At 69.9% G+C, this 18,239-nt stretch carries 16 protein-coding genes; 10 read left to right on the top strand and 6 right to left on the bottom strand.

Annotated elements, in window-relative coordinates:
• Positions 1 to 14: 14 nt before the first annotated feature.
• From pheA to ACGFW5_RS10600, 3 genes are all read left to right on the top strand, one after another.
• Complete coding sequence (pheA, locus tag ACGFW5_RS10610) at positions 15 to 950, top strand: prephenate dehydratase (RefSeq protein WP_393833813.1); 936 nt, start codon at positions 15 to 17, stop codon at positions 948 to 950.
• Positions 951 to 1,599: 649 nt separating this feature from the next.
• Positions 1,600 to 2,883: a serine--tRNA ligase gene (serS, locus tag ACGFW5_RS10605; RefSeq protein ID WP_393833812.1), complete on the top strand. Its 1,284-nt coding sequence runs from the start codon at positions 1,600 to 1,602 to the stop codon at positions 2,881 to 2,883.
• Positions 2,884 to 3,729: an HAD family hydrolase gene (locus tag ACGFW5_RS10600; RefSeq protein ID WP_393833811.1), complete on the top strand. Its 846-nt coding sequence runs from the start codon at positions 2,884 to 2,886 to the stop codon at positions 3,727 to 3,729. It begins immediately after the preceding gene.
• A gap of 395 nt (positions 3,730 to 4,124) precedes the next feature.
• On the opposite strand, the gene ACGFW5_RS10595 is transcribed toward ACGFW5_RS10600, so the two are convergent.
• A complete protein-coding gene (locus ACGFW5_RS10595) occupies positions 4,125 to 4,811 on the bottom strand; it encodes a rhomboid-like protein (RefSeq protein ID WP_393833810.1) in 687 nt (228 codons plus the stop codon).
• A 115-nt stretch (positions 4,812 to 4,926) separates the two neighbouring features.
• Here ACGFW5_RS10595 and ACGFW5_RS10590 point away from each other — a divergent pair, with 115 nt between their 5' ends.
• The 3 genes from ACGFW5_RS10590 to ACGFW5_RS10580 all read left to right on the top strand — a co-directional run bounded on the left by ACGFW5_RS10590 (position 4,927) and on the right by ACGFW5_RS10580 (position 8,133).
• The gene (locus ACGFW5_RS10590) at positions 4,927 to 5,631 is read left to right on the top strand and encodes a FadR/GntR family transcriptional regulator (RefSeq protein ID WP_393833809.1); all 705 of its coding nucleotides are present in this window, start codon (positions 4,927 to 4,929) and stop codon (positions 5,629 to 5,631) included.
• 95 nt (positions 5,632 to 5,726) lie between these two features.
• Positions 5,727 to 7,028: a CynX/NimT family MFS transporter gene (locus ACGFW5_RS10585; RefSeq protein WP_393833808.1), complete on the top strand. Its 1,302-nt coding sequence runs from the start codon at positions 5,727 to 5,729 to the stop codon at positions 7,026 to 7,028.
• Between the two features lie 322 nt (positions 7,029 to 7,350).
• Positions 7,351 to 8,133, top strand: a complete 783-nt coding sequence (locus ACGFW5_RS10580) for a hypothetical protein (protein WP_393833807.1) — start codon at positions 7,351 to 7,353, stop codon at positions 8,131 to 8,133.
• 193 nt (positions 8,134 to 8,326) lie between these two features.
• On the opposite strand, the gene ACGFW5_RS10575 is transcribed toward ACGFW5_RS10580, so the two are convergent.
• From ACGFW5_RS10575 to ACGFW5_RS10560, 4 genes are read right to left on the bottom strand one after another with little or no spacing between them, the layout of a single operon-like run.
• Positions 8,327 to 9,046 carry an ABC transporter permease gene (locus ACGFW5_RS10575; RefSeq protein WP_393833806.1) on the bottom strand — a complete coding sequence of 240 codons (720 nt, stop codon included), beginning with the start codon at positions 9,044 to 9,046 and terminating at the stop codon, positions 8,327 to 8,329.
• Positions 9,047 to 9,071: 25 nt separating this feature from the next.
• Positions 9,072 to 9,983, bottom strand: coding sequence for an ABC transporter ATP-binding protein (locus tag ACGFW5_RS10570; protein ID WP_393833805.1), 912 nt, complete (start codon positions 9,981 to 9,983; stop codon positions 9,072 to 9,074).
• On the bottom strand, positions 9,980 to 10,867 hold the full coding sequence (locus tag ACGFW5_RS10565) for an ABC transporter permease subunit (RefSeq protein WP_393833804.1): 888 nt from the start codon (positions 10,865 to 10,867) through the stop codon (positions 9,980 to 9,982). The genes ACGFW5_RS10570 and ACGFW5_RS10565 overlap by 4 nt, the downstream gene beginning before the upstream one ends.
• Positions 10,857 to 11,909, bottom strand: a complete 1,053-nt coding sequence (locus tag ACGFW5_RS10560; RefSeq protein WP_393833803.1) for an ABC transporter ATP-binding protein — start codon at positions 11,907 to 11,909, stop codon at positions 10,857 to 10,859. Before ACGFW5_RS10560 ends, ACGFW5_RS10565 begins: the two co-directional genes overlap by 11 nt.
• A gap of 224 nt (positions 11,910 to 12,133) precedes the next feature.
• Here ACGFW5_RS10560 and ACGFW5_RS10555 point away from each other — a divergent pair, with 224 nt between their 5' ends.
• From ACGFW5_RS10555 to ACGFW5_RS10540, 4 genes are all read left to right on the top strand, one after another.
• Positions 12,134 to 12,982 carry a M24 family metallopeptidase gene (locus ACGFW5_RS10555; RefSeq protein ID WP_393833802.1) on the top strand — a complete coding sequence of 283 codons (849 nt, stop codon included), beginning with the start codon at positions 12,134 to 12,136 and terminating at the stop codon, positions 12,980 to 12,982.
• On the top strand, positions 12,979 to 14,754 hold the full coding sequence (locus ACGFW5_RS10550) for an SDR family oxidoreductase (protein WP_393833801.1): 1,776 nt from the start codon (positions 12,979 to 12,981) through the stop codon (positions 14,752 to 14,754). The genes ACGFW5_RS10555 and ACGFW5_RS10550 overlap by 4 nt, the downstream gene beginning before the upstream one ends.
• On the top strand, positions 14,751 to 15,683 hold the full coding sequence (locus tag ACGFW5_RS10545; protein ID WP_393833800.1) for a metal-dependent hydrolase: 933 nt from the start codon (positions 14,751 to 14,753) through the stop codon (positions 15,681 to 15,683). Before ACGFW5_RS10550 ends, ACGFW5_RS10545 begins: the two co-directional genes overlap by 4 nt.
• Before the next feature lie 134 nt (positions 15,684 to 15,817).
• Positions 15,818 to 16,729 (top strand): MerR family transcriptional regulator, encoded by a 912-nt coding sequence (locus ACGFW5_RS10540; RefSeq protein WP_393833964.1) that lies wholly within the window; start codon positions 15,818 to 15,820, stop codon positions 16,727 to 16,729.
• Between the two features lie 135 nt (positions 16,730 to 16,864).
• Here ACGFW5_RS10540 and ACGFW5_RS10535 read toward each other — a convergent pair whose 3' ends face one another.
• Positions 16,865 to 18,238 (bottom strand): carotenoid oxygenase family protein, encoded by a 1,374-nt coding sequence (locus tag ACGFW5_RS10535; RefSeq protein ID WP_393833799.1) that lies wholly within the window; start codon positions 18,236 to 18,238, stop codon positions 16,865 to 16,867.
• Between the last annotated feature and the right edge of the window lies 1 nt (position 18,239).

Genomic DNA, 18,239 nt, shown 5'->3' with positions numbered 1-18,239 from the left:
TTAGTGTGAACCGCATGTCCGCCACGCGATACACGTATCTGGGTCCCGAGGGCACGTTCACCGAGGCCGCCCTGCGCACCCTCCCGGAGGCCGCGACCCGCGAACTGGTCCCGATGGTCTCCGTGCCGGCCGCCCTGGACGCGGTGCGCAACGGAGAGGCGGCCGCCGCGCTGGTCCCCATCGAGAACTCGGTGGAGGGCGGCATCACCACCACGCTCGACCAGCTGGTCTCGGGCGAGCCGTTGATGATCTACCGCGAGGTGCTGCTCTCCATCAAGTTCGCGCTGCTCGTACGCCCGGGGACCACGCTCGCGGACATCAAGTCGGTCACCGCGCACCCGGCCGCCCAGCCCCAGGTGCGCAAGTGGCTCCAGGCCCATCTGCCGGACGCGCTCTGGGAGTCGTCCGCCTCCAACGCCGACGGCGCGCGCCTCGTCCAGGAGGGCCGCTACGACGCGGCGTTCGCGGGCGAGTTCGCCGCGGCGACGTACGGCCTCGAACCGCTGATCACCGACATCCATGACGCGGTCAACGCGCAGACCCGCTTCGTGCTGGTCGGCCGCCCGGCCCGCCCGGCGGCGCCGACCGGCGCCGACAAGACCTCGGTGGTCGTGTGGCAGCGCGAGGACCACCCGGGCGCGCTGCTCGAACTGCTCCAGGAGTTCGCGGTGCGCGGGGTCAACCTGATGCTGCTCCAGTCCCGGCCGACCGGTGAGGGCATCGGCAACTACTGCTTCGCCATCGACGCCGAGGGCCACATCTCGGAGCGCCGGGTGGGGGAGGCGCTGATGGGGCTGCGGCGGATCTGCCCCGAGATCCGCTTCCTCGGCTCGTACCCGCGGGCCGAAGTGACGCTCGACGACGTACGGCCGCCGCGGACGGGGACCTCGGACACGGAGTTCGTCAAGGCGGCGGACTGGCTGGCCCGTTGCCAGGACGGCCGCGCATAGGGCCGCGGCCGGGCCCTCTTCCGTCCCGTACTGGCTCGTACCGGGCGCGTACTGGGCTCGTACTGGGCTCGGCTGCCTGTCCTGGCCCGGCTGCCTGTTCTGGCCCGGCTGCCTGTCCTACCTGCTGATTGTCGCTGTCCACAAAGTTATCCACAGCCCCGCTTCTCGACCTGTGGGTAAGTCGACAACACAATCGGACACAGTCGACAAATCCCTCTAGTGACGACACATCGGTCCACAGGGCGCCAGGGCATCTTCTGTCACCCCAATTCCCTTGATCAACTCTTTAGAGCGAGTAATTCCCACCCGAATGAGTGGGTGGAGCGGGTTTGGGAGGGGAATCACGGGCCTTGCATGCGGGTCCCGGAACGACCCCTTCCGCAGTCCACAGATTTCCCACACAGCCTGTGGATAAGTTTCCGGATGCGCACATCTCTGTGGACAAGTCCGGTGCGGGGCAAGGGAGTCGGTCAACGGTGGTCCGGAAACCGCCCCTTTCCAGGGAATAGCGTCGCTTTCCTTGACACCCGCTCACGAATTGCATGGCCACAATTCCTAATTCGGTCAATTCGGACAAAGCGACACGCGGGTGCGGCGCACCCGGGATATCGGGTGGGGTGGCAGGAGTCCGCACCGGTAGCCTGGAGGGGTGATTGACCTTCGCCTGCTCCGTGAGGACCCCGACCGTGTTCGCGCCTCCCAGCGCGCCCGTGGAGAGGACGTCGCCCTCGTCGACGCCCTGCTCTCCGCCGACGAGCTGCGCAGGTCCTCGGGCCTCCGCTTCGACGAGCTGCGCTCCGAGCAGAAGTCGCTCGGCAAGCTCATCCCCAAGGCCACGCCGGACGAGCGCGCCGAGCTCCTGAAGAAGGCCGAGCAGCTCAAGACCGACGTCAAGGCCGCAGAGGCCGCGCAGAACGAGGCCGACGAGCAGGCCAAGCAGCTGCTCCTCCAGCTCGGCAACATCGTCCACACGGACGTACCGGTCGGCGGCGAGGAGGACTTCGTCGTCCTGGAGACGCACGGCACCATCCGCGACTTCGGCGCCGAGGGCTTCGAGCCCAAGGACCACCTGGAGCTCGGCGAGGCGCTGGGCGCCATCGACGTCGAGCGCGGCGCCAAGGTGTCGGGCTCGCGCTTCTACTACCTGACCGGTGTCGGCGCGCTCCTTGAGCTCGCCCTGGTCAACGCCGCGATCGCGCAGGCCACCGAGGCCGGCTTCATCCCCATGCTGACGCCGGCGCTGGTGCGCCCGCGCGCCATGGAGGGCACCGGTTTCCTCGGCCAGGCCGCCGAGAACGTGTACCACCTGGAGAAGGACGACTACTACCTGGTCGGCACCTCCGAGGTCCCGCTCGCGGCGTACCACATGGACGAGATCCTGGACGCCGACAAGCTGCCGATGCGCTACGCCGGCTTCTCGCCGTGCTTCCGCCGCGAGGCCGGTACGTACGGCAAGGACACCCGGGGCATCTTCCGGGTCCACCAGTTCGACAAGGTCGAGATGTTCTCCTACGTCCACCCGGACGACGCGGAGAACGAGCACAAGCGCCTCCTGGACTGGGAGAAGCAGTGGCTGACCGCCCTCGAACTGCCCTTCCAGGTCATCGACGTGGCCACCGGCGACCTCGGCGCGTCGGCCTCGCGCAAGTTCGACTGCGAGGCGTGGATCCCGACCCAGGGCAAGTACCGCGAGCTGACCTCGGCCTCCAACTGCGACGGCTTCCAGGCCCGCCGCCTGTCGGTCCGCATGCGCGACACCGTCGACGGCAAGAGCAAGGTCACCCCCCTCTCCACCCTGAACGGCACGCTGTGCGCGGTGCCGCGCACCATCGTGGCGATCCTGGAGAACCACCAGCAGGCCGACGGTTCGGTGCACGTGCCGGCCGTGCTGAGGCCCTACCTGGGTGGGCGCGCCCTCCTGGAACCGAAGTAAATGCAGCCTGAAGCCGATCTCCACGGGAGCACCGCCGCTGAGCGCCCGTTCCCGTACAAGCTGATCGCGACCGACCTGGACGGGACGCTGCTGCGCTCCGACGGGTCGGTCTCACAGCGCACCCGCGACGCGCTGGCCGCCGCCACCGCGAGGGGCGCCGCGCACATCGTGGTGACCGGGCGTGCCGTGCCGTGGACCCGTCACATCCTGGACGACCTCGGGTACGACGGACTCGCGGTGTGCGGGCAGGGCGCGCAGGTCTACCACGCGGGTGAGCAGCGGCTCCTGACGTCGGTGACGCTCGACCGCCAGCTCGCGGGCCTCGCCCTGTCCAAGGTCGAGGCGGAGATCGGCCCCCTCGCGCTCGCCGCGAGCCGCGACGGCATCGACGGCGAGGTCCTGGTCGGCCCCGGCTACCAGGTCAAGGAGGGGTTGCTCAGGGCGCGCCCCTTCGACGACGTCGCCGAGATGTGGGCGGCTCCGCTGAACAAGGTCTACATCCAGCATCCCGGGTACGACGACGACGCGCTGGCGCAGATCACGCGGCAGGTGGTCGGCAGCCTGGTGGGCGTGGTCATGGCGGGCGCGGGCGTCGTGGAGCTGCTGCCGCTCGGCCTCAGCAAGGCGACGGGGCTCTCGCTGGCCGCGCGCCGGCTGGGCCGCAAGTCGGCGGACACCATCGCGTTCGGCGACATGCCGAACGACATCCCGATGTTCGGCTGGGCCGAGCACGGGGTGGCGATGGCCAACGCCCATGACGAGCTGAAGGCCGTGGCCCACGAGATCACGGCCTCGAACAACGACGACGGCATCGCCGTGGTGCTTGAGCAGTTGCTGGAGCGTTAGCTTCTGGGCGCGTCTGCCCCTGCGCCGAGCGGTCCTGCCCCCGCCGGGGGCGCCTGCCCTCGCGCCGGGGGGTGCCTGCCCTCGTGCCGGGGGCGGGCAGGCCCGTACGCCGGGCAGGCCCGTACGCCGGGCAGGCCCGTACGCCGGGCGGGCCCGCATATCGCGCAGATCAGGGATGGTCTCGCACGTCGAGCAGAGCAGGGGCGGCCTCGCGCGAACCCGCGCGCTCGAAGCGGCCGCCCCTGTGCAGCCGCGCACGGGGGCATCTCGGATTCGGCGTGCCGCTCCGGTGCCTGCCTCACGCCGCCCCCATCAGGAACGCGACGACCCGTCCATGCGGTCGGCGTCGCGCTCCTCCCCCGTGCTGCGGGCGGCGTCCTTCGTGTCTGGCTGCGTCAACCACTGTGCCGGGCACGGTCGTTGGCCGCCACTGCTTTTCGCTCGGCCGCGCCCCGGGTCAGCGGCCAGCAGGCGAATCCGATGAACAGCGCGGTCACATGGCCGAGGTCGGTGAACGTGCCCCCCGTGGCAAGCGGGATGCCGAAGAACCCGAGCACCCCCGCGAGGTAGAGCCAGCACCAGGGGCGGGGCAGCCGGTAGACGAGGATGCCCGCCGACGCGGCGAGCCCGTAGCTGACCCCGATGTCCACCACATGGGACATGGCGTGGGCGAGACGCCGGGGCAGATGCTGGTTCTGGATCGACCACAGGACGTACTCCTGGCTGATCAGGGTCGCCACCACATGCCCGACCACGACCGTGCACAGCCAGCGCAACGTACCGAGCCAGCGCTCGACCGTGCCGTGGACGATCTCGAAAAGCACCAGGTAGAGCAGGAGCGAGGACGGGTTCTCGATCCAGAACGCACTGGTGAAGAGGGACTGCACGGGATGCTTGGTCAGCTCGTGGATGTTGCTGCTGTTGCGATGGAACAGGAACCGCTCGAACTCCCGCGTGGAAAGCTGGATGACGAGACTGGTGACGGCGATGGTCAGCAGCCAGATGTGCGTACCGGGTGTGGAGCGCACCCAGGCGCGGACAGGCCGCGAGGGCTCGGCGTCGCGGTGGAGCAGGGACGTCATCCCTCGATGATGACGTGTGACGCTGAGGAAGGGATGAGACGCCATGCCGGGGCAGTTGTAGGATGACCAGTTGTAGGATGACTGGGCAACCGGGTGAATGTGAATGGAGTACGGCGTGGCTCTTCGTGCGGCGGGGCGGCAGTCCCTGGTGGACACCGTGGTCGATCAGCTGCGGGCCCAGCTGACCGGCGGCGACTGGGCGGTCGACGACCGCATCCCGACCGAGCACGAGCTCGCCGAGCAGCTGGGGGTGGGCCGCAACACCGTCCGCGAGGCGGTACGCGTCCTCGTGCACGCCGGGCTGCTCGAATCCCGCCAGGGCAACGGCACCTTCGTACGCTCCACGGCCGACCCTTCCGCGGTCCTGCGGGGAATCCGCGCCGCCGACACCCTTGACGTGCTTGAGCTCCGCGTCGCTTTGGAGGCCGAGGCCGCCCGGCTCGCCGCCGAGCGCCGGGAGAGCGCCGACATCGTGGCCCTGCGCGGTGTGCTGCGGACCCTGCGCGAACACGGTGACCGGGCCGCCGACGCCGACATGGCGTTCCACATGGGCGTGGTCCAGGCCACGCACAACCCGGCGTTCATCGAGGTCTACCGGTTCTTCTCGGTGCAGGTGCACGAGAGCCTGATCACCTCGCTGCGCGACGAGGAGATGCCCCCGATCGACCTCGACACGCACGAGGCGTTGGTCGACGCGATCGAGAGCGGCGACCCGGCGGCAGCGGAGCGCGTGGTGCGCGAGCTGCTGAGCAAGCCGCTGGAGGCGGTGCGGGCGGTGGCGGCCCGGCGCCGCCATACGCGATCCACCAGTTCCGACTGAATCCCGGCCCAGTACCGGCCCAAACCCGGCCCAGTACCGAGCCCAGCCCCGAGCCGCGGTGCCAGGAACGGCCGACGTTCCATCCACGTTCTTCCATGAGAAAGGTGCTTGTCTTGTCACGCCCGGATGTTGATCGCCTGCTCCTGCCCGATGCCGAGGCCGATGTACGGCCCTCGCCCCAGGGCGCCGCCGCACGGCGGGCGCTGCTCGCGCATCCGGTCGTCCTGCTGGTCGGCATCGTGCTGGCGTCCGTCAACATGCGGGCGGCGCTGGCCAGCGTGTCGCCGCTGGTGGGCGAGATCAGCGACTCGTTCGGCCTCTCCTCGACCGCGAGCAGCCTGGTGACCTCCGTGCCGGTGCTCTTCCTGGGCCTCGGCGCCCTGGTGGCGCCGTGGCTGGCCCGCCGCTTCGGCAGCGAGCCGGTGCTGCTGTTCGCGCTGCTGCTCCTGGCCGTGGGCATCGTGGTGCGGGTGGCTCCGTCGGCGGTGGCGCTGTACGGCGGCGGAGTGCTGGTCGGCACGGCGATAGCCCTGCTCAACGTGCTGATGCCCGGGCTGATCAAGCGTGACTTCCCGGACCGGGCGGCGTCGATGACGTCGGTCTACACCGGCGCCATGATCGCGGGCGCGACGCTGGTCGCCGCGTCGTCGGTGCCGCTGGAGAAGGCGTTCGGAGGCAGCTGGGAGGCCTCCTTGGCGGTGTGGTCGCTCCTGGCGGTCCTGGCGGCGGTGGCCTGGCTGCCGCAGGTGCTGATCGCGCGGGGGCGTACGGGGCACGAGGTACGGGTGGGGGCGGGTTCGGCGGGCTCGGTTTCCGGCGGCGCCGGCAAGAGCGTGTGGCGCTCGGCGCTCGCCTGGCAGGTCACCCTCTTCATGGGCCTCCAGTCGCTCTGGTCGTACGTCCTGATCGCCTGGATGCCGACGATCTTCACGGACCATGGGATGAGCCGTTCAACGGCGGGCGTGATCTTCGCGTTCAACAACCTGATCCAGGTGGCCGGCGCGTTCGCCGTGCCGCTCCTCGCGGGCCGGATGCGCAGCCAGCGACCGCTGATCGTGCTGGTCACCTCGCTGGTCGCCGCCGGATACGCGGGCTTGATGATCGCCCCCGTGAGCGGTGCCTGGCTGTGGTCGGGGGTCCTCGGCATCGGGCAGGGCGGCGCGGTGGGCCTGGCCCTCACGCTGATCGTGCTGCGCTCGGGCGACGCCCGGACGGCGGCTCGGCTGTCCGGCATGGCGCAGACGGTCGGCTACCTGCTGGCGGCCGCCGGGCCCATCGCCGCGGGCGCGGTCCACCAGGCGACGGGCGGCTGGACCGTACCGATCGCCCTCGTACTCGGCGTCTGCGCGGCGGCCCTGACCGTGGGCCTCTTCGCGGCCCGGGACCGGACGGTCTAGCGGGCGGGTCGGTAGGCGCAGGGCGCAGGGCGCGCAGAACTTTCGTCGGGGTGATCGAGCAGCGTCTCGATCACCCCGGCGAAACGTTTGTTCCCAACACATGTTCCCCGGATGCGTGACTTGTACGAAAGTCCGCTCGTTCTCCCTGTGCGTGGAGGCAACTGGGGTTAGTGGCGTCGTACCTTTCGTGAATTCGGGGATTGCCGGTCGCAGAACAGACCGGTCATTGAGTCAGTGGCGTAGATGAGCGGACCTCCACCCCTGCGGCCCGGGGACAGGGCGTCCATGTCATGCACCAACGACCATGAACGGAAGGCCGACCATGCCATCCGAAATCGCCCTGCTCGAATCGCGCAGCCTGCGCGCCGACCATCTGGGGCGCGTCGACGTCCTGGAGAAGGTCAAGGCGTTGCAGGTGCTACCTGGCGGTCTGCATGTGACCACCGAGGGAGTCGCCCAGTACTTCGCTGTCCACAAAGAGGCTGTGCACAGCGTCGTCCGGCGCCACCGTGACGAGTTGACCATCAACGGGATGATCACTCTAAGCGGCGATGACCTGTGCGTCGATGACGTGGTCAAAACGACCACGTCATCCGACATCAACCCGGAAAGTTATCCACAGGGACGCTCGCACCTCCGAGTCTTCACCCGCCGAGCCGTCCTCAACCTGGCCATGCTCCTTCGCGACAGCGAAGTCGCACGCCAGGTGCGCACCTATCTCCTGGACGCCGAGGAGACCCCGCGAACCGTCGTCGCGAGCGACCCCCGCTACGACGGTCTTGACCTTCGGGTCACTGCCCTGGAGGGCTCCATGGCGCAGATCGGTCCCGCGCTCCGGGAGCTCGGCCCGGTGCTGAGCCGGATGTCGGTGCGGCTCGACTCACTGGACCGGCGGATGGAGGTGATGGACCACCGCATGGAGGCGATGGACCGGCGCCTGGAAGCCGTCGACCGGCGGGTCGAATCCGTTGACCGTCGTCTCGACGCCACCAACCGCGTGGTCGGGGCGATGAGCGTCCGGCTCACCGATCTCACCTCGGACGTCGCCGACATCCAGCGGCGCCTCCCCCACCCGCCGAACCCGCGCCGCAGGCGCCGGAGGTAGCACCGACCGGCCGGTGGCGATCGGCCCGAACCGGCCGCAGTGACCGGCTCCCCGCCAACCGGAGGTGACCGGCCCCCGCCGACCGAAAGTAACCGGTTACCGGCCGACCGGAAGTGACCGGCCCCCGGTCGACAACAGGCGGCGCCCGGCGACACGTTGTCGCCGGGCGCCGCCCCTGTCCGGGAGGGCCCCGTCACTCCTCCCCGGCCAGCTTCAAGGTGCGCAGCTTCCGACCCGCGTACCAGGTGGCGACGGCGGTCACGCCCACCAGCAGGATCACCGCGAGCGGCAGGCCCACATCGGAGGAGATCATGCCGTTCTCGCCGATCCGCTGGGCGAGGGCCAGCGACCACTGCTGCACGCTCAGCGTGCGCGCGCCCGGCACCAGGCTGCCGAACAGCGACTCCCAGACCAGCGCGTACACGAGCCCGAAGACCACGGCATGCCGGGTGACGGTGCCCAGGAGCAGGAAGACCGCGGCGTACGCGATCGAGGCGACCAGCGCCGCCACCATGTAGGCGATGGCGATCTGCTGGCCGTTGCCGTTGAGGATGAAGCCCGCGATCAGCGTGGGGATCGCGGAGAACGCCATCGTCACCGCGATCGCGACGATCAGCTTGGTGAAGATGATCGTCGAGCGCTTCACCGGCTTGGCGAGCAGATACACGATCGAGCCGTCGTCGATCTCCGGGCCGATCGCGCCCGTGCCCGCGATGACGCCGATCAGCGGCACCATCGTGGCCAGCGCGAAATTGCCGAGGAGGTCGGCGGTGACCTGGTCGTCGGCTCCGCTGAAGGACCGTACGGCGACGGAGATCACGATCAGCAGGGCGGGCAGGACGAAGAGGATGGCGGCCCGGCGGCGGCCGAGCAGGGCCCGGTAGGTGAGCCGGGCAACGGTCGGGTTGTACATGGGAACGTCCGCTCCTTTCTGGCGCTCAGGCCGCTACGAGGTAGGAGAAGACGGATTCGAGGGACTCGTCCGAGGGCGAGACCGTCAGCAGACGGATGTCGTGCGCCTTGGCGACCTGCGGGAGCAGCGTCGTGAACCGGCCGAAGTCGACGGCCTGGACACGCAGCGCGCCTTCCTTGAGGTCGACCTCGATCCCGGCGGTCGAGGGGTCGGCGATCAGTGCCGCCGCCAGCGCGCGGTCGTCGCTCGAACGGATGAGATAGCGGTGCGGGCGGTCCGTCATGAGGCGGCGGATCTTGCGGAAGTCCCCGCTCGCCGCGTGCCGTCCGGCGACGATGACCTCGATGTGCGAGGCCAGCTGCTCGACCTCTTCGAGGATGTGCGAGGAGAACAGGACCGTGCGGCCCTCGGCTCCCATCCGCCGCAGCAGGTCCATGAGTTGCATGCGCTGGCGCGGGTCCATGCCGTTGAACGGCTCGTCGAGCAGCAGCACCGACGGGTTGTGGACGAGGGCGGACGCCATCTTGACGCGCTGGCGCATGCCCTTGCTGTACGTCTGGATCTTGCGGTCCTGTGCGTACTCCATCTCGACCGTGGCCAGGACCTGGCCGGCCTCGCGGGCGCCCAGGCCGTGCAACTCGGCGTTGGCGACGACGAATTCGCGCCCCGTGAGGAAGTCGTACATGGCTTCCCGCTCGGGGACGATGCCGATCTTCTTGTAGACGGACTCGTTGCGCCAGATCTGCTCGCCGTCGAGCGTGACCGTTCCCGTGGAGGGGGCGAGGAAACCGCCCATCATGTTGATGAGGGTGGACTTTCCGGCCCCGTTGGGGCCGAGCAGCCCGGTCACGCCGGGACCGATCGTCATGGTGACGTCGTTGACCGCCACCACGTTGCCGAACCAGCGTGAGGTGTGGTCGATGTCGATGGTGGTCACAGCCCGACCTTCCGGTAGCGGCGCATCAGCACGGCGTACGAGCCGGAGATCAGCGCGAGGACGACGAGCAGGTAGACCGCCCCGGCACCGGATCCCGGGCCGCTCCTGCCGGGGAAGTCGGAGCCGGCGCCGAGGAACGCGTTCTGCACACCGCTGATGAGCGTGATGGGGGAGAACAGGCCGAGCCATTGGACCGCGCCGGGAGAGCCCTGGTTGAAGGCGATGGCCTGAACCGCGGAGACCGCTCCGTAGGAGACCATCAGGACGGCGATGACAGCCGCGACGCCGAAACCGCGGCGCGGCGTCAGAGCCGCGATGACCAGGCCGAGACCGGCGAAGAGAAGCGAGAGCAAGAGCACCGATACCAGCCCCTGGGCGAACCCCTTGGTCTGGTCCGCGAAGTCGAGTTTGGCGAGCAGAGCGCCGATGTAGAGGATCACCAGCGGCGCGCCCGTGATGATGAACAGGGCCGACGCCATGGCGCCGAACTTGGCCAGCACGTAGTCGGCGCGCTCGATCGGCCGCGAGAAGTACAGCGGCACCGTCTTGAAGCGCAGGTCGCGCGACACGGTCTGAGGGGCCTGGGCCGCGATGAACAGGCCGATGACGGCCTGGAGGAAGATCGCGTACCGGGTGTACTGCACCGGCAGGTCGTTGGCCTTCGTGACGACGGCGACCGCGACCATGATGGCCGCCGGCACACACATCACCGCGAACAGCACCATCGGCAGGACCTTGGACTTGGCGCTGCGGCCGAGGCCGTAGGCACCGCGCAGTGACTGCGAGAAGAGCGAGCGGCGGGCGTAGGCCCGGCCCAGGCGCGGCCCGTCGTAGGTGCGGTAGCCGATGTTGTGGATCTGGGTCGGGGCGCTGTCAGTTGCCATCGTGGCCGCCTCCCTTCTGCTCGGCGCCGGCCGCGGTGGCTGCCCACGCGGCGGCGCGTTCGGGGACCGGCTCGCGCGCCGGGGTCTGGAACACCTCGGCGATGTGGTGACGGCGCTGTTCCATCCGTACGAGTCCGAGGCCGAGGCGGGCCACGGTGTCGCGGACCGTGTCGTAGATGTCCTCGCCGGTGGCCTCGACCAGGAGGATGTGGCCTGCGCCCGGAAGGCCGTCCTCGATCCCCTCGTGCAGGGTGAGGCCGGCCGCGGCGAGCTCCTTGCGGACCGCTTCCGTGCCGTCGCGGTGGGTGTCGGAGTCGGTGACCTCGACCGCGAGGGTGGTGGTGGTCTGAGTGAAGTCGCTGGTGGAGCTGGAGCGCAGCAACTGGCCGCCGTCGATGACGACGACGTGGTCGCAGGTGCGCTCCAGCTCGCCCAGGAGGTGCGAGGTGACCAGGACCGAGATGCCGAAGTCGGTGTGGATGCGGCGGATCAGGCCCAGCATCTCGTCGCGGCCGACCGGGTCGAGCCCGTTGGTCGGCTCGTCCAGGAGGACCAGCTGGGGGTCGTGGACGAGTGCCTGGGCGAGCTTGACCCGCTGCTTCATGCCGGTCGAATAGCCGCCGATGGGGCGGTACCGCTCCTCGTAGAGGCCCACGTGGCGCAGTGTGTCGGCGGTGCGCTCGCGCGCCGCGGTGGCCGGCAGGCCCGACATGCGCGCCATGTGGACGACGAACTCGGTGGCCGAGACATCGGGCGGCAGGCAGTCGTGCTCCGGCATGTAGCCCACCCGCTCGCGGATGGTGCTGCCACTGGTGGCCACGTCGAGGCCGAGCACGGCGGCGGTGCCCTCCGTGGCGGGCGAGAGACCAAGAAGAATCTTGATCAACGTGGACTTGCCGGCTCCGTTGGCGCCCACCAGCCCGGTCACACCGGGGCCGATGTCCAACGAGAGCCGGTCAAGCGCGGTCACCCGGGGGAACCGCTTGCTCAGGCTTTCCGTCACGATCACAGTCACGTCATCGACGGTAGTGGCGCAGGCCACATGAATCGTCAGCCCAGACGACTGGATCCATGTCCGACTCCAGAGGTACAGGCCCGTAGGGGACCCCGTACGTGAGGCTGATGGGGTCACTGCCGCGAGGGACGGGGTTGTCCACAAACAGGCCGTTGTCCACAGGCCGGCGCAGGGCCCTTGACGCAGCCGCCGGGCATTGTCACATTCATCAGTGTCAAGTTACGCACGCGTAGGGCGACAGGGGTGGACGGATGCCGACGGCAGTGAAGGCTGAACCCGACAGGCGGCTGCGCGGGTTCAGAGACGTACAGCGCCTCGCGTACGAGTGCGCGGAGGCGGTCGCCGCCCAGCTCAAGCCCGGGGTGACCGAGCGGGAGGCCGCCCGCATGCAGCGGGACTGGCTGCGCGAGCGTGGCGTGCGGGACTGGTTCCATCTGCCGTTCGCCTGGTTCGGCGACCGCACCGCGTTCGTGAACTTCCGCGTGCCGCTCCAGTTCTTCCCCACCAACCGGCGCCTGGAGGCGGGGATGCCCTTCATCCTCGACATGGCCCCGGTCCACAGGGGCTTCACCGCGGACATCGGGTATGCGGGCTGCCTCGGTCTGAACCCGGTGCACAACCGGCTGCTCGCCGACCTGGAGGCGCACCGCGAGCTGATCCTGCGCGAGGTGCGCGAGAAACGGCCCCTGCGCGAGATCTACGAGAGCGTGGACCGGCTCATGGTCCGACAGGGCTATGCCAACCGGCACCGCGCCTATCCGTTCGGCGTGATCGCCCACAAGATCGACCAGGTGAAGGAGCGCCGCTGGTCGCCGAACATTTTCGGGTTCGGCACCCAGGCGCTGAGAGGTCTGGCGAGCGACGCGCTGCACGGCCACCGGGACGGCTGGTCCCCGCTGTGGTCCCCGTACTCGTTCTCCGACCACCCGCCCCACCCGGGGCTCTGGGCGGTCGAGCCGCACCTCGGATTCCGGGGTACGGGCGCGAAGTTCGAGGAGATCCTGGTCGTCACCGACTCAAGGGATCCCGAGCAGAGCGCGTTCTGGCTGGACGACGACCTGCCGCATGTGCGGCGCTGGGCCGAGGAGAAGGCGGCGTGAGCGTGACGAGCGGGAACATCGAAGGGGCGCGCGAGCGCTGGGTGCGCACCGGCGGCATCGAGCTGTGCGTCGCCGAACTGGGCGAAGCCTCCCAGCCGACCGTGGTCCTTGTGCACGGCTACCCCGACAGCAAGGAGGTGTGGTCCGAGGTCGCCCAGCGGCTGGCCGAGCACTTCCATGTGGTCCTCTATGACGTCCGCGGGCACGGCCGTTCCACGGCGCCGGCGCCGCTGCGCGGCGGGTTCACCCTGGCGAAGCTGACGGACGACTTCCTGGCGGTCGCCGACGCGGTCAGCCCGGACTCGCCGGTGCACCTGGTCGGTCACGACTGGGGGTCGGTGCAGGGCTGGGAGTTCGCCACGGTCAAGCGCACCGAGGGCCGGATCGCCTCCTTCACCTCGATGTCGGGTCCCTCACTCGACCACTTCGGGCACTGGATCAAGAAACGGATGAGCCGGCCGACCCCGCGCGCGGCGGCCCAACTGCTCGGCCAGGGCGCCAAGTCCTGGTACGTGTACATGCTGCACACGCCGGTCCTTCCCGAGCTCGCCTGGCGCGGCCCGCTGGGCAAGCAGTGGCCGAAGATCCTCCAGCGGGTGGAGAAGGTGCCCGCCGACGGCTATCCCACGGCCTCCCTGCCGCAGGACGCGGCGCACGGTGCGTGGCTCTACCGCGACAACGTCCGGGCCAGGCTGCGCCGCCCACGGCCCGACGCCTACGCCCATGTGCCCGTGCAGCTGATCACTCCGCTCGACGACGCGTTCCTCTCGCCGAAGCTCTCCGCCGAGCTCGAACACTGGGCGCCCCGCCTGGTGCGGCGCACCCTGCCCGCCAAGCACTGGGTGCCGCGCACCCGGCCCGATCAACTCGCTTTCTGGATCACGGGGTTCGTCCGGGCCAACGAGGACGGCGTGCCGGCGCAGGACACCCGCGCGACCGGCCCGCACGCCGACCGGTTCGGCGGCCAGCTGGTCCTGGTGACCGGGGCCGCCAGCGGCATCGGCCGGGCCACCGCCTTCGCGTTCGCCGAGGCGGGCGCCCGGATCGTCGCCGTGGACCGGGACGGCGACGGGGCGATCAGGACCGCCGAGATGTCCCGGCTGATCGGCGCGCCCGAGGCATGGGGCGAGAGCGTCGACGTCAGTGACGAGCAGGCCATGGAGAAGCTGGCCGAGAAGGTCGCCCATGCATACGGCGTCGTCGACGTCCTGGTCAACAACGCCGGGATCGGCCTTTCGGGCTCCTTCTTCGACACGACCGCCGAGGACTGGAAGAAGGTCCTCGACGTCAATCTGTGGGGCGTCATCCACGGCTGCCGCGTCTTCGGCAGGCAGATGGCCGAGCGCGGCCAGGGCGGCCACATCGTCAACACCGCATCGGCCGCCGCCTACCAGCCCTCCCGCGCGCTGCCCGCCTACAGCACGTCGAAGGCCGCGGTCCTGATGCTCAGCGAGTGCCTGCGGGCCGAACTCGCCGGGCAGGGCATCGGCGTCTCCGCCATCTGCCCCGGCTTCGTCAACACCAACATCACCTCGACCACGCACTTCGCGGGGGCCGACGCCAAGGAGGAGAAGCGCCTCCAGAAGAAGTCCTCCCGCCTGTACGGACTGCGCAACTTTCCGCCGGAGAAGGTCGCGTCGGCGATCCTGCGCGCCGTGGTCAAGAACCAGGCCGTGGTGCCGGTCACGCCCGAGGCGCGCGGCGCCCACCTCATGTCCCGCTTCGCGCCGAAAGCCCTGCGCGCGATCGCCCGATTGGAGCCGCCGCTGTGAGTACGGAGCGCCGAGACGGCACACCGGGCGAGGAGCACTACCGGATAACCCCGCGCCGGGTCTCCTTCGACTGGGACGGGACACCGCTGCACTGGATACCGGACGAGCCCACCGCCACCCATGTCATCAATGTGCTGCACCTGCTGCTCCCGGCGGGCGAGCGCTGGTTCGTGAAGGTGTTCAAGGAGGCGCTGCCCCTGGTCACCGACCCCGTGCTGCTCAAGGACGTCAAGGGCTTCATGGGGCAGGAGGCGACCCACAGCGTCCAACACTCCGCTGTCCTGGCCCACTTGGCGCGCCGACGCCTCGACACCGCCGCCTACACCCGCCACGTGGACTTCCTCTTCGAGAAACTTCTCGGTGAGGATCCTCCGTTCGGGGCGCCGATACCGACACAGGAGTGGCTGCGCTTCCGGCTCTCGCTGATCGCGGCGATCGAGCAGTTCACCGCCGTGCTCGGCGACTGGGTGCTGCACGCGGAGGGCCTTGACCGGGCCGGCGCCGACCCGGTCATGCTCGATCTGCTGCGCTGGCACGGCGCGGAGGAGGTCGAACACCGGGCGGTGGCCTTCGACATGTACCAGCACTGCGGCGGCGCGGGCCTGCCCCGGTACGCCCGGCGCGTCGAGGGGATGGCCGTCGTCGCTCCGGTGCTGCTGTGGCTGTGGGCGTGGGGCGCCTCCTATCTGATCCGCCATGACCCTCAAATCCCCGGCGGCACGGGCTATTCGCTGCGTGCGCACAACCGGGCGGTACGGCACGGTCTGCTGCCCGCGTGGAAGGAGCTGGGCTCGGCGATACCCCGATACTTCCGCCGGTCGTACCATCCCTCGCAGGAGGGCTCCCTGCGCAAGGCCGTCGAATACCTGGCGACCTCGCCGGCGGCCCGAGCGGCGGCGGGTGCGGTGGGCCGCGCCGCCCTGGGGTAGAGGGAGTGGGCTTGTCCGGGCAATCAGCACATCGGCAGGCGGCGCCGCAGGCGACGGTCCCGGCATCGACGTCGGGACCGGTACCGGGGCCGAGGCCCCCATCGGCGCCGGCATCGGCATCGGCCGAGTACCGCATCGAGGACCTGGCGCATGCCAGCGGCGCCACGGTCCGCACGATCCGCGCCTACCAGGACCGGGGCCTGCTGCCCCGGCCCGAACGGCGCGGCCGGTCCAACGTGTACGGCGACACCCACCTGGCCCGGCTGCACCAGATCGCCGACCTGCTCGACCGCGGCTACACCCTGGCCTCCATCAAGGAGCTTCTGGAGGCCTGGGACGCGGGCCGGGGCCTCGGCGGCGTGCTCGGCCTGGTCGCCGAGGTCAACGGGCCCTGGACCGACGAGGAGGCCGCCCGGATTTCGCGCGCCGATCTCGACGAGACCTTCGGCGGCAACCCCGATGACGACGCCGTCGCCGACGCGGTGGAGCTCGGCATTCTGGAACGCGTGCCGGACAACGACGCCGAATTCCTCGTCCCCAGCCCCCAAGAGCTGGCGGTGGCCGCCGAGTTGCACGCCGCCGGGGTGCCGCTCGACGCCATCTCCGGACATCTGCGCGAACTGCGCGGCCAGGTCGAGCACATCGCGGCCCGCTTCCTCGACTTCACCACGGAACACGTCTTCGCCCGCTACCTGGGCCACCGCCCCCCGTCCGACTCGGAAGCCGCCGAAGCCGCCGATCTGGTGCGCAGACTGCGCCCACTGGCACAGCAGACCGTCGACGCCGAACTCGCCCGCGCCATGAGGCTGTTCGCCACACGCCACCTCCAGCGGCATCTGGGGACCTCAGCCACCGCCCCACCCTCCTCGGACCCGGCTCCGGTGCCGCTCCCCGGAGACACGATCCGGGCCGTCAGGGACCTGGTGGGCCAGGACAACGTCGCCGAGTTCATCGCGGCCGCCGCCGAACGCGAGGTCCATGCCCGTACGTTGGACGCCCTGGCGACCCAACACGGGACAGCGTCCGTGCACTATATGGACAATTAGCCTAAACGCGACCTATGTTGATCAAATGCCCTGAACTGGGGCGCCAGTTGTCCACAGCACTGCCAAATCGGCTGTGGATAACGCGGGTTCACTGTGGAACAAACCCAACTTCCGCTCTCCATAGGGTGATTGGCGTCACACAGTGAGTGGTCGGCCGTCGGCGAGCCAGTTGCCGTGGAAGCCGAACGGCACGCGCTGCGGAAGGTGGACCGTCGCGACGGGGGGAGCCGCAAGGTTCTCCACGTCCAGGATGACCAGATCGCTGGCGTCCCTGGCCGCGTCGTACACATAGCTGAGCAGCCAGCCCGGCCCGCCCGGCCGGTCGTCCGCGGGGGCGAACGCCGCCTCGGCCGGGGTGCGCCCCACCCCGAACTCGTGCCGCACGACAGCCCCCGTCCGCAGGTCGTAGCGGAGCAGCGCCCCCGGTATGGGTCCCGATGACGGCGTCTGCGCCACCGTGACGTGCCCGAACCGGGCCTCCAGGCCGGCCAGCCGGTCGTCGACCCGGGGGAACTCACACGCCTGGTCGTCGACCTGCTCTTCGCATACCGTCCCCGAAGCCAGGTCCAGCGTCCACTTCCACAGGGTCGGCCCCTTGGCGCCCAGATGCTCGTACCGCACGACGTGCAGCACGATCCGGTCCCCGCGCCCGGCACCGTCGCCCGGCTCGTCGTACGCGTTCAGCGCGTGGAAGACGTAACAGGGGTCGATCCTCAGCCATCGCACCTCGCCGTACGGATCGTCCCTGCGCAGCACGCCCAGGCGCGCCTCGTACGCCGCGTCCCAGCGGAAGGGCATTCCGCCGCCGGGGCGCATCGCCGTCTCCAGGTCGAAGACGGCGGGGAGGTCCATGAAGACCACGTGCGATGCGGTGAGGTGGAAGTCGTGCATCATCGTGGCCGCCGGCACCTCGACCGGCCGGCTCACCACCAACGTGCCCTCGGGGTCGGCGCGGTGGTAGGTGAGGTAGGGCCGGTCGACCATTCCGTACCCGAAGAAGTGCAGCTCCCCGGTGGCCGGGCAGGTCCTGGGATGAGCCGTCATCGCGGTGGTGAGACGGCCGTCGAAGTCGTAGGGCCCCACCGTCTCCAGCTCGCGGCCCGGCCGGAAGTCCAGTTCGTAGGGGAAGGACGTCTCCACCAGGGCCAGGGTGCGGCCGGCATGCCGCACCACATGGGTGTTGGCCACCCCGGCGGTCAGGTCGGTGGTGCCCTCGCGGTCGTGGGTCCGCGCCCCGTCGGTGAGGGTCGAGGTGCGCACCCAGCGGTTGCGGTAGGCGCGAGCCTTACCCCCTTCGAGGCGGACGCCGTGGACCATCCCGTCCCCGAAGAACCAGTGGGGGGACGAGGCGTCCTGCGGGTTGGGCCCGTTGCGTACGTACCAGCCGGACAGCTCGGGCGGTATGGCGCCGGTGACGGGTGGCTCGTAGCTGGTCAGCTCTTCGGTGACCGGGGCGAAGTTGCCCGCGAGATGCTTGGCCGGCGGGATGGCGGGGGAGGCGGCGGCCATG

It is taken from the genome of Streptomyces sp. NPDC048416 (genome assembly GCF_043200435.1).
Taxonomy (GTDB): Bacteria; Actinomycetota; Actinomycetes; order Streptomycetales; family Streptomycetaceae; genus Streptomyces.
Note: the sequence above shows the minus strand (reverse complement) of the source record. Positions and strands in the feature narration are given on the sequence as shown.

What these genes read in the sequence shown, in the direction of transcription:
- pheA (WP_393833813.1), top strand. Translation starts at nt 15, where the DNA reads ATGTCCGCCACGCGATACACGTATCTGGGTCCCGAGGGCACGTTCACC.
- ACGFW5_RS10600 (WP_393833811.1), top strand. Translation starts at nt 2,884, where the DNA reads ATGCAGCCTGAAGCCGATCTCCACGGGAGCACCGCCGCTGAGCGCCCG.
- ACGFW5_RS10595 (WP_393833810.1), bottom strand. Translation starts at nt 4,811, where the DNA reads ATGACGTCCCTGCTCCACCGCGACGCCGAGCCCTCGCGGCCTGTCCGC.
- ACGFW5_RS10585 (WP_393833808.1), top strand. Translation starts at nt 5,727, where the DNA reads ATGAGAAAGGTGCTTGTCTTGTCACGCCCGGATGTTGATCGCCTGCTC.
- ACGFW5_RS10580 (WP_393833807.1), top strand. Translation starts at nt 7,351, where the DNA reads ATGCCATCCGAAATCGCCCTGCTCGAATCGCGCAGCCTGCGCGCCGAC.
- ACGFW5_RS10575 (WP_393833806.1), bottom strand. Translation starts at nt 9,046, where the DNA reads ATGTACAACCCGACCGTTGCCCGGCTCACCTACCGGGCCCTGCTCGGC.
- ACGFW5_RS10565 (WP_393833804.1), bottom strand. Translation starts at nt 10,867, where the DNA reads ATGGCAACTGACAGCGCCCCGACCCAGATCCACAACATCGGCTACCGC.
- ACGFW5_RS10555 (WP_393833802.1), top strand. Translation starts at nt 12,134, where the DNA reads ATGCCGACGGCAGTGAAGGCTGAACCCGACAGGCGGCTGCGCGGGTTC.
- ACGFW5_RS10535 (WP_393833799.1), bottom strand. Translation starts at nt 18,238, where the DNA reads ATGGCCGCCGCCTCCCCCGCCATCCCGCCGGCCAAGCATCTCGCGGGC.